The 10,593-nt window shown below is 61.3% G+C and carries 9 protein-coding genes; 3 read left to right on the top strand and 6 right to left on the bottom strand.

Translation table 11 applies throughout. The annotated features are described in order from the left end of the window. Positions 1-90: 90 nt before the first annotated feature. Both H5U38_08685 and H5U38_08690 read right to left on the bottom strand, forming a co-directional pair. Entirely contained in the window at positions 91-690 is a 600-nt protein-coding gene (locus H5U38_08685) for a cell wall-active antibiotics response protein (protein MBC7187095.1), read from the bottom strand. After that, complete coding sequence (locus H5U38_08690) at positions 627-1,133, bottom strand: methyltransferase domain-containing protein (GenBank protein ID MBC7187096.1); 507 nt, start codon at positions 1,131-1,133, stop codon at positions 627-629. Before H5U38_08690 ends, H5U38_08685 begins: the two co-directional genes overlap by 64 nt. Here H5U38_08690 and H5U38_08695 point away from each other — a divergent pair. Further along, the gene (locus H5U38_08695; GenBank protein ID MBC7187097.1) at positions 1,014-1,292 is read left to right on the top strand and encodes a hypothetical protein; all 279 of its coding nucleotides are present in this window, start codon (positions 1,014-1,016) and stop codon (positions 1,290-1,292) included. The two genes, H5U38_08690 and H5U38_08695, sit on opposite strands and share 120 nt — an antisense overlap. A 164-nt stretch (positions 1,293-1,456) precedes the next feature. Here H5U38_08695 and H5U38_08700 read toward each other — a convergent pair whose 3' ends face one another. From H5U38_08700 to H5U38_08710, 3 genes are all read right to left on the bottom strand, one after another. After that, on the bottom strand, positions 1,457-4,390 hold the full coding sequence (locus H5U38_08700; GenBank protein MBC7187098.1) for a hypothetical protein: 2,934 nt from the start codon (positions 4,388-4,390) through the stop codon (positions 1,457-1,459). Positions 4,391-4,459: 69 nt separating this feature from the next. Continuing rightward, positions 4,460-5,020 (bottom strand): hypothetical protein, encoded by a 561-nt coding sequence (locus H5U38_08705; GenBank protein ID MBC7187099.1) that lies wholly within the window; start codon positions 5,018-5,020, stop codon positions 4,460-4,462. A gap of 45 nt (positions 5,021-5,065) precedes the next feature. Next, on the bottom strand, positions 5,066-7,336 hold the full coding sequence (locus H5U38_08710) for a carbohydrate binding family 9 domain-containing protein (protein MBC7187100.1): 2,271 nt from the start codon (positions 7,334-7,336) through the stop codon (positions 5,066-5,068). A 250-nt stretch (positions 7,337-7,586) separates the two neighbouring features. Between H5U38_08710 and amrB the strand changes: the two genes are divergently transcribed. Together amrB and H5U38_08720 are read left to right on the top strand one after the other, a co-directional pair. Then, entirely contained in the window at positions 7,587-8,441 is an 855-nt protein-coding gene (gene amrB / locus H5U38_08715; GenBank protein ID MBC7187101.1) for an AmmeMemoRadiSam system protein B, read from the top strand. Positions 8,442-8,462: 21 nt separating this feature from the next. Continuing rightward, positions 8,463-9,392: a DUF2520 domain-containing protein gene (locus H5U38_08720; GenBank protein MBC7187102.1), complete on the top strand. Its 930-nt coding sequence runs from the start codon at positions 8,463-8,465 to the stop codon at positions 9,390-9,392. Between the two features lie 54 nt (positions 9,393-9,446). Here H5U38_08720 and H5U38_08725 read toward each other — a convergent pair. Continuing rightward, positions 9,447-10,593: AMP-binding protein (locus H5U38_08725; protein MBC7187103.1), on the bottom strand; the 1,147-nt coding region annotated here is incomplete at its 5' end.

The following is a 10,593-nucleotide window of genomic DNA, read 5'->3' on the forward strand; positions in this document are numbered from 1 at the left end:
GAGACCGGCCACAGGACCCAGGCCGATTTTGGCCGGAGGTTTGGCACAGCTGACGCCATTACATGAGGAATGCTGAGGCGTACTCTGCAATTAGCACACGATTATGTCGCCGGCAACATGCGAAATGGATATGGCTAACTTGGCCTGTGCCTGGGCATAGTCAGGACTCTGGTAAGTGATGCCGGACCCAATGCCTGAGCGCTTCTGCCCGAACACGTTGACATCGCCCAGGACCGCGGTGGCGCGCACCCCTACGGGCATTCCCGGTTTGACGCGGATAGTCACATCGCCGAAGGTCGATGACACTTCGAGCTTTTGCTCGCCAGGAGCGATGTCGGCGCGCGAGAGGTCCAGTTCCACGTCACCAAACATTGTGCGCACACTTCCGCCCCGAAAAGCAGCACTCTCGCTGACGAGCTTGATGTCGCCCCACACGGCGTGATGCTGAAAGACATCGCCCATGGTGCCCGTGTCTCGCTGCTCCAACACCGCTTCCAGGACTGGCCGGGTTTCCGGCATACTAAACGCGTGGAGCAGGACGTAGACACCTGCCAGAATAATCAGGACGGGCCAATATTGCTCCAGAAGGTCCCAAAGGTCCAACTGCTCCCGATTGTGCAGAAGGATCAGAATACCAAGGGCAATGAGAATGATACCCAAGAACAGCGTGTGCAATTTGACGTCGCGCATGTCACCTCCGTTGCGCCCCCGTTTGGGGCCAACCCGCCCGAACTGCGGTCCAAGACACTTTCGAAGCGCGATTCACCCTGCGGAACGAGTGCGAATTCTCCTTGGCGTGGGAGCTCGTAAACGCCTGTGCCGGTAAGACACATCATCATGGCTTGCCGCCGCACATGATGTTCGCTGACCGAAAGCGAACCTTCGAGCCTGAGCACTCGCCAGAGCTCGTGCCACGCCGCCTCTCCCTCCTTCAAATCGTGGAGCAAGCCGCACAAAAGGGCGACATCGACCGCGCCGTCAGGTGACCCCCGGGCACAGGAAGAAAGGATAGCGTGCACATTGTCAAAATTCTTCCCTGCGAGCCGGCGCAGCACCATCCGGAACGGGCGCCGCTCAACATCTGCGGCGTGGACCCTTTCCTCCGCGCCCACGAGCTCGGCGACGCGAGACACGTAGCTTCCCGGACCGCAAACGTGGTCGACTGCTGGAAAACCCGGGTTGATACCCACCTCACCGAGAAGGTGACTCCGGGAGCTAAGAAGATCGCGGGCCCGGTAGAGGTGGAGGGCATCATCCTGAAGTCAGGGTCTTCCATCGGGGCCCTCAGCTGATAAACCCCTGCAGCGGGCGGCAACTTTCCATTGGCCGGAGCAAGGCGGCGCGAGGGGATAAGGGATCAAATGCCAGGGCTCCCTTCGCGCAGTTGACCCATGTAGGTTGGCGGCCGGGGCAGCTGTCTTCTCAGCATGATTCCTCGGCGTTTCGGGAAACCGACTCACCGAAGGAGGACCACCTTGGTGCTGTCGCGCAAAGGTCCGGCCTCCGCCCGCAGGTAGTATACGCCACTGGCCACCGGGTTTCCCTGAGCATCGCATCCATCCCAGCGCTCGCGGTAGCGCCCAGCGGCGCGCGGCTCATCAAGCAGCACGCGCGTCACCTGGCCCGCCGCGTTAATCACTGCCAGTCGCAATCTGGCCTTGGCGGGCAATTCCACCACGACGGCCACGCTGCTGTTGAACGGATTCGGATACGGCGGCAGGAGACCGAAGCTCCCTGGGAGCATGGCGGACGGCCGGTCCAACTCGACGCCGCTGGGAAGGGTAAACCAGGCGAGAATCTTTTGCAGGAGCTGGGCCGCCGTCGTCCTTGCTGGTCCGCCAATGCCTTCGAACCCGAAGGCCAAATAAACCAGTTTCGCGCCCGTCCGTGGGTCCTCCCAGTGCACCGCGGCCCCACCTTGGCTAGGCAAGTATTTCAGCATCAACGCGCTTGGAGCAAGGGGGGCGACCACATCCGGAGCAGCCTGATTGCCCGCGCCATACTGTCCCCGCAGGTTGACGACCAGTCCCGGGGCGATCGGGTCGCCGGCCACGCCCATGGCCATATAGTCCGAGGTGGATGGCTGCACCAGCCTGATGTGCAAGAGCTCGGCACAAAAGGCCGAGTCGGCATCGGTGCGCCGCGCCATTAGGTCGGAGGCGATGTTCTGGCCGGTGAGCAGGAGGTGTCCCCCCTTACCGACGTAGTCGGCGAGCGCCATCTGCTCCTCGTGCGTGAGGGTGGTGCTGTCGTCGTCACCTGTAAACCAGATCACCGTGCCGTAGCCGGAGAGGTTGGCGACTCCAGGTGGGCCCTCCAGGGCGCAGTTCCAATAGTCCACGTAGGTGCCCAGTTCGGCCAAGGGGCCCAGGAAATAGCCCTCATATGACGCTCCGCCGTCATCGTCCACCAGTAGCAGCGGCGCCCTCCCCACCCCTACACTGAAGGTATCGCAAACTGTGTAGCCCCCGGCCGCGCCGATGCGGGCAATAAAAGGCACGCGTCGGGCCGAGGCGGTGTCGCTCACTGCAAACGCGAAAGGACCGACCACTGTCTGCCCGCGGTGTTCCAGAAAACCTACCCTCGCTGTGTCTTGGCGAAGCGCAATCGCCGGGTCCGTGGTGGAGAGGATGACTTCCACATCGTCCGCGTCTACGCCCCGATTTTCGAGCAGGAGGGTGAGCTGCACCATCTCTCCTGGGTCAGCGCGGCCGTCATTGTTGCCGGAATCGTGGACAACGGAGGCGGCGACACAGCCGATCGCCGGACGCGTCGTGCACCTGGCCTCTTTCAACACCCAGCCGTCCGGATCCAACAGGATCGTATCCGGACGAACCTCTGTCTCCCATGACAGAGTCAGATATCTTTCCTCCACCTGAGGCAAGATAATCTGTTGATAGGCTGCTGGCGCGCGCACGTCGATGTTCAGGGGCATGTGAAAGAGCGGCCCGAGGGTCTGTTCCTGGTCGATGAACATCTTCACCGCATAACGAGGGGCATGGCCCGCCCCTCTATCGGTGATACGGTAGCCGTAGTAGTATTCGGGGTGCCAGCGGTCATAAACCCATTCCTGAAAGAACCATCCCAAAGGGGTGTGGGTGACTTCCTCGCATACGCGGCAAAAGTCTTCGGTGGTGGCGTTGCCGTATTTGTGGCGCTCGCGGTAGAGGCGCAAGATATCCTTGAAGGCCGAGTCGCCCACCATGCCGCGCAGCATGTGCAGGATCCAGGCCCCCTTGTTGTAAACAACCGCATCGAAGATGCCCATGGCGTTACTCAGATCATAGCGGTACACCGGATCCTTGTACTGAAGAGCGTTGAGACTCGTGTTCATGTACGCGTGATACGCCGACTTGCCCGAGTAGTACTCGTGGTACAGCGCCTCGGCATAGGACGCGAAACCCTCATTGAGCCAGCAATGGTGCCAACTCTCCACCGTGACGCAGTCTCCCCACCACATGTGGGCAAGCTCATGGACGAAGACATCGTCGTAGGTGTGTTGCCCCGTGATGTAGCTGGGATGGATGGTCGTCATTGTTTGGTGTTCCATGCCGCCGAAAATCATCTGACACTCGGCCATGCCGTACTTTTCGTCGGCGAACGGATATTCGCCGAACCAGTGTTCAAAGGCGGCCATGGCGCGCGGGATGACCGTAAAGTCCTCCTGGGCTTTCGCCACCTCGCTGGGATAGACGAAATACTGCAGCGGCACGACTTTTCCGCTCACGCTGGTGTAGGCGTCGTTCAGTACCGAGTACTTGCCGGCGGTAATGCACATGAGGTAGGTAGAAATCGGATGGCTCTCCAGCCACGTAAAAGTCGTGGTGCCATCGCCGTGGCTCTGCTGACCAAGGAGGCGACCGTTCGAAGCAACTACCATGGAGCTCGGAACGGTGACGATCATCCGCAGGCTATCCGCCTTATCGCCAGGGTAATCGCGGCACGGCATCCACAGATAGGCGTGGTAGGGGCAGCTGATGGTGTGCACGCTTGGGGCATTTGCCGCCCGCGCGAACACCATCCCAAGGCCACCCACATTGCGTGGCTTGCCGCCGTACTGCACCGTCACTGCGGCATGCTCCCCTGACTGCAGCGCATGGTCTAACTGCACGGTGAGCCGGTCATTTGCATGGACAAAACCCGCACCGCTCCCCCCGACGCCGCTCACCGTGAGGGCGCTGGAAAGGTCAAGTTCAATGGCTTTCAAGGCGGAATCACGGCTGCAAAAGCGCGCGGTGGCCACCCCGCTTATGGTCTCCGTGGCCGGATCAATGCGCAGCTCGAGCTCGTAGGAGGTAATGTCGAAGGGATGTTGGGCCAAGAGTGGCGTCGCGACGGTGGCGACGACTGCAGCCCCCTGCAGGAGTCCAGACAGCAACCTCAGACGCATGGCAGTCCTCCTCGCATCTTGCCGCCGCTCCATCAGAGCAGCGGCCTACAGAAAGGCACAGGCCCTCCGCTACCACCGACTCAGGCGGTCGATGAGGCTGCGGAACTCACCCGGCTGGATGTCCGGCCTGAAGTAGACCTTCTTCATGTAGTCCAGCGCGCCAGAGAGCCTTTCAAACTCGCGGAACAGACGGCGGAACAGGGGCGCCGTCTGGCGCTCGGCGATCTCGTCCAGCTCGCTCACTCCCAAGTACGCCAGTTCCCCCTGCTTGAGGTAGAGATCCAGCACGCCGATGTTCGTGACGTACTCCCGAAAGATGCCCGTCATGAACATGGTATAGTCGCCCACGTGGCGGCGGATTTCCCGTTCATCGTTGGGGTTAAACTGGGGACTCTCCGGATGCGCACGTGCTTCGGCCTCTATGAGCATCTCCACCACCGTGAGCACCTCTTTCCCACCCCAGGCCTTGAGGCGGTACAGATTCTCGGTCCGTGCAAAGCGGGTCAACAGGTCGGTGAGATAGTCGCGCACACCGTCGCTTCGCAACCCAAGGTCGACAAAGGTGCAGTACAGCCACTTGTCGAAGAAGCGGCGCAGTGCCGGTAGAGAAAGTTCACCCTGCCTCTGCATACGCTCCCTCCGCACGAGTCACCTTGGCTGGAGGCCAGGGGCTTTTCAGGTGCGCAGGAACCGTGTGGCTTTCAGGAGGACCGTGCGATTGGTGATCTCTTGCCCACCTGGCCCCACAAGACGCCCATCGTTTACAACCACGTAAAGGTCGCTGCCTGGACTGTAGATCCAGCGCAGCAGGAAATTGCTCACGATGCGATGCTTGCCGCCATAGTTCAGGCGGTCGTCATTCCACTGAACGTATGCTTTGAAAAAGAGTTCCGTGGAAAAGAAATAGAAGAACCGCACTCCCAGCGTGTTGGTGTGGAACTGCCCTCCATCCAGGGAGACATAGTTGTGATTGTAGTTGAGGGCAAGTTTCACCTGAGGGATGGCGGTAAACTCACTCTCCGCCCGCAGTCCCACGTTACGGCCGGTGTAGTAGGCTCCCGCGTGCAAGTCCAGGGAGCCGGACAAGGAGCGGCCGCGGTCCGAAGTAACCTCGACAAAGCCCTCGTATCCCGTGTACTCGCCTTGGGGAACCACGAGTCCGGGGCGCAGTTCCCAGGCCTCGGGGAGCCATTCGTATTCGCGGCTCACGCCGAGCTGGAGGTGCGCGCTGTTCTGAAAACGCACGCCGAAGGACGCATCCATGCCACTGTCCAGCAGGGTTCCGGCGTGGTCGGTGCGCCAATCGGCTCCCAGGCGGTAGCTGAACTGCCGAATGACCGTAGCGTTGCGCGGCCGCGGCGAGTACTCCCCGCTCACCTGCGCCCGACGGAAATCCCTGCGACGCACGAAGCCCATGGCCGGGTCAAATGCCGCGCCCACGTCCTGCACACCACCTCCGAAGGACCACAGGTCGCTGTGGTAGCGCACGCTCAATTCGGAGGCTGTGTGCCGGAGCAAGGCCTTGTAGCCCCTGCCGTCGCCGGCGCCAAATTCACCTGCCGCCCACCCGCTTACCGTCAGATAGTCGCTCAGCGGGAAGAACCCGTCGACGCCCAACGAGCGGCCGTATGCCGCAGTGCTCAGTTCGTCCTTGGAGGTAAAGAGCAGTCCCAAGGACGCCCTGCTCATCAGGTCGCGGCGCACCCGCAGCACGCTGAAATTGGCAGCAGGCACAAGCTCGCCATCTTCCAGGGTCTTGGCTCTGGTGACCATGTTCAGGGCGCCCACCTGGTAGTTGCCGATCTTGCCCACCAATTTGGCGCCGCCGATGATGGGGATTGCCGACCCGCCGGCCAGGCCAATGCGGCGGCTGTAGAAAAGCTCCATGTTGCCGCCACCAGGTCCGCGCCCACTTCCGAAGGAGAAGACGTCGCCTCCCTCCAAGAAGAATTCCCGCTTTTCCGGGAAGTAGAGCGAAAAACGGGTCAGGTTTACCTGCTCGCGGTCTGCTTCCACCTGGGCAAAATCGGGGTTCACCGTCAGGTCCACGACGATGTTTGGGGTGACCAACATCTTCGCGTCCAGGCCAAGGTCGCCCCTGCGCACCGTGGCGAAGGAGGTGTTCACATCGCGTTCGATGCCCCCCACCACGTAGGGCTTGATGTCCCACGTACCGCCGCCACGCAATCCCGCCAGCCCGCGCAAGGTGCCCGCCTCGGACAGTCGAAACAAACCCACCCAGCCAATGTCGCGGGGCACCAATTGCCAGTAGGTGTACTCATTTTTGCGGCGAATGGTGCGCGCGAAGTTGATGCCCCAGACCTGTGTGTCTTGGCGGGCAAAGCGCAACGTCTTCCACGGGATAGCAATCTCCGCGAACCAGCCGAGGTGGTTCACCTGCGTGCGGCATTTCCAGATGCCGTCCCAGGCGGGATTGAAATTGCGTCCCTCGTTGCTGAAGACCGCATCCCGCATGGCCCCGCGGGGATTGACGACGAAATAGAAGCCGCTCCGCCGGTCGCGGTACGAGTCGATCACAATCTCAAAGTTGTCGTCGTCGTCGAGCTGCGTGTCACGGAGCATCTCTCTGGCAACGAGGCGCTCCGGTTCTGTGTCGTAACACTTGACGCCCAGGTAGAGGTTCTCTGCGTCATAGAGCACGGCCACTTCGGTGCGTTCGCTGGAGGCTGCGCCCTCCTCCGGCTCGCGCTGCACAAAGTCGCCCTGAAAGGCAACGGCCTGCCAGGCCGAGTCGAGCAAGCAGCCGTCGATCTCCGGCCTGACCTGGGCCCATGTGGCCTCGATGCTCCGACGGAAGTCATCGTGTCTGGCTGCCCCCCGACCTGTGGCAGCCCAAGACCCGGCACTAATAAGCAGCCAACCTACTCCTCCCCAGACAGCCACTATCCTCGACGCTTTCTTGGGCAAATAATCCACTCCGCCCATTCGTCTCCCTTGGTGAATCCTCGCAAAACCGCACTTCCGCAGCTCGAAAAATAGCATTTTGCGGCGACTATTGCAAGGGCTAAGATGACGCTGCACAGCTGAAATGCGGCTCATCCCCTGGCCCTCGTTTGCACAACTTTTGACTTGCTTCTTAGCCCAAAAGTCTTATATTAACAGGCGAGTGGTTTTCACTTCCAATGCCTTGGGTCGCCACGGCGTGCAGACGAGGGCAAATGGAGGGGTGAGGACTATGAGGTCAGCAGAGCATACGCGGCCAGCCGCTTTTGCCGGTGCATTCTACCCCGCGAACCCTCGACAGCTCGACACCTTGGTCACGCGTCTTTTGGCCGAGGCGCCGGAAAGAGACATTCCAGGGCAAATCATCGGCCTGGTGGCGCCTCACGCCGGGTATCTCTACTCGGGGTCTACCGCGGCAGCCGCTTACAAGCAGGTCATGGGCAAGCCATACGAAAGCGTCGTCATCATGGCGCCGAGCCACCGCGAACTTTTCCGCGAAGCAGCCGTGTCCCCCTTTTCTTCATATGCCACGCCCTTGGGGGAGGTGGCTGTGGACAGAGTGCTTGCCGAGCAGATCGTCGCGCAGGGCAAGGGGGTAAGCTTTTCCCCACGCGGCCACGAGGTGCGCGGTGAGGACGCCGAGCATTCGTTGGAGGTACACCTCCCCTTCCTGCAGAAAGCACTACCGGGAACCCCCATTGTGCCCATCGTCATCTCCGACTACCACGGGGCGAGCAGCCGTCGTTTTGGCGAGGCAATAGCGCAGGCCATCGGCGAGCGCCAGGTGCTGATCGTGGCAAGCACCGACCTCTACCATGGCTACTCCTACGAAGAGTGCAAGTTGGCCGACTCCCGCACGCTCGCCGCGCTGGAGGCCTTCGATCCCGAGGATTTTGTCGAGGGGGCGACGCAAGGGAAGTACATGGCCTGTGGAGCTGGTCCAGTGAGCGTGATGTTGCACGCCGCGCGCCTGCTCAAGGCCGACACGGTGACGGTGGTCGCCCAGACTAACTCGGCCGATGTGACTGGCGTGCGCGGCGGCTATGTGGTGGGCTACGCGGCGGCCGTGGTCTACCGTCGCACTTAGGCACTATCCAGGAAGGCCAACGTGGCGGCTGCCAACGGAGGAGCGGAAAGCGTTGCCCTAGTGGGCGCAGGACGGGTGGGCAGCAGCCTGGCCGTCGCGCTCCACAAGGCCGGCCTGAGAGTGACTGCCATCGTCGACCGCGACTTGGCAAAGGCGAGGCGATGTGCGACCCTCAGTGCGGCCATCACGGCCTCCTCCTCGGTCGCGGCGCTCACCCGTCCCACTGATTTTGTCTTCGTAGCCGTGCCCGACGACGCATTGCCCGAGCTGGTTACACCACTGAGCTCCTGCAGCGCCATCCGCCCTGGCACGGTCGTAGCGCACACCTCCGGAGTCTTGGATTCCACGGTTCTGGCTCCGCTGCGTAGCCAGGGGGCACTGGTGGCGTCAGCCCATCCGGTCATGACCTTCGCGGGGCGGGAGGACGACTGGCGGCTTTGGGACGGCGTGTACATAACCCTAGAAGGCGATGAGGAAGCCCGCCAGCGTCTGGCAGCTCTCTTCCGGCGCGTCGGCGGGGTTCCGGTTGAATTCCCAGGCCCCAAGAACGTGCTCTATCACCTGGCCTGTGTGTTTGCGTCAAACTACGTGGTAGCTCTCCAGGCGAGCGCTCAACGCCTCTTGGCAGAGTTGGGCTTCGACCAGGTGACGTCCGAGCGTATGCTTGCCCCACTCTTAGCGCAAACGGCTACTAACCTGGCTGCCGAGGGTCCTGTGCGTGCGCTCACTGGTCCAATCGCGCGCGGCGACCTCGGCACAGTGGAGAAGCATTTGCGCGCTCTGGCTGAGTTCCCCGACCTTGTCCAGGCCTACGCCGCACTGGGAAGGGTGTGTGTGGGCTTGGCTCGCCAGCAGGATGAGCGCAAGGGGCCACTCTACCAAGCCATTGACGCCCTGCTGAGCGCCTCGCTTTCCTCGCGAGCGGGCAAGAACCCCGATGACGACAAATAAGAAGCCGGCCCCTGAACGGAGGCCGGCTCAAGGAAGATCAGCAGCCGGTCTTGCTCAAGCGGTGTAAAGATAACGTTTGATCTTCTTCGTGGGTGTCATCTCGAAGGGCTCGCGCTGCTCGATGACCTCATGAATGCGCGAAAAGGTGGAGACCTTCTCGTTCACCTCTTTCTTGATGGCCTGAAGGACCTCCTGAATCTTGCGCGAGGCCTGCTCGCCATCCATCTTGTGCAACCCCATTTCCTGGTCTAACAAGTCATAGTCCAGGTGGACGCGGGCGACCAAGCGGCCATTGCGCTCGTAGACCAGCGATTCCAGCACATAGTTGTTTTCGGCCAGCTTGGCCTCGATCTGCTCGGGGTAGATGTTCTCGCCGCTTGGCCCAACGATGACGTTCTTCGAGCGCCCTTTGATGTACAAGTACCCGTCCTCATCAAGGTAACCGCGGTCGCCGGTGACCAGCCATCCCCCCTCCAGAAGGGTCTGCTTGGTGGCCTCCGGATTCTTGTAGTAGCCAAGCATCACATTGGGCCCGCGCGCATAGATTTCTCCGATGCCTGTCTCGGGATCCGGGTCCACAATCTTCAATTCGACGCTCTCGACTGCTTTGCCGCAGGACTGGAACTTCACTTTTCCCTCCGGATTGACGGTCAGAAGAGGCGCCGATTCGGTCAAGCCGTAGCCAGTGATGTACGGGAAACCGGCCTGCCGCAGGAAGGCCTCCACCTCTGGGTTCAGGGCGGCACCGCCAAAGCAGATGAAGCGCAGGTTGCCACCAAAGGCCTTGTAGAGTCGCTTGCCAGCCACTTTGTTCAGGGCCTTGCGCATCGGTGCGAGTTTGTACAGGTCCTTCACCAAGAACTTTTCGCCGATCTCGCTGAGGACCTTTTTCTTGTAAATCTTCTCCATGATCAAGGGCACCGACAAGACAATCGTCGGCCTGATCTGCTCCAAGGCAGGAAGCAGCGTCTGCGCGGTGGGCAGCCCCTTGATGTAATAAATCTTGGCCCCAGCACAGAAGGGGGCGAGGAAACCCATGGTGCATTCGTATGAGTGCGCCATGGGGAGGATTGAAAGGAGCGTGTCCTCCGGGCCGATGGGGACCGCCCGCAGACCCTGCAAGGCATTGTAGGTGATGTTCTTGTGGGACAACATCACTCCCTTGGAGTGGCCGGTCGTACCAGACGTGTAGAGGATCTCG

It is taken from the genome of Calditrichota bacterium, assembly GCA_014359355.1.
GTDB lineage: Bacteria > Zhuqueibacterota > Zhuqueibacteria > JANLFK01 > Oleimicrobiaceae > Oleimicrobium.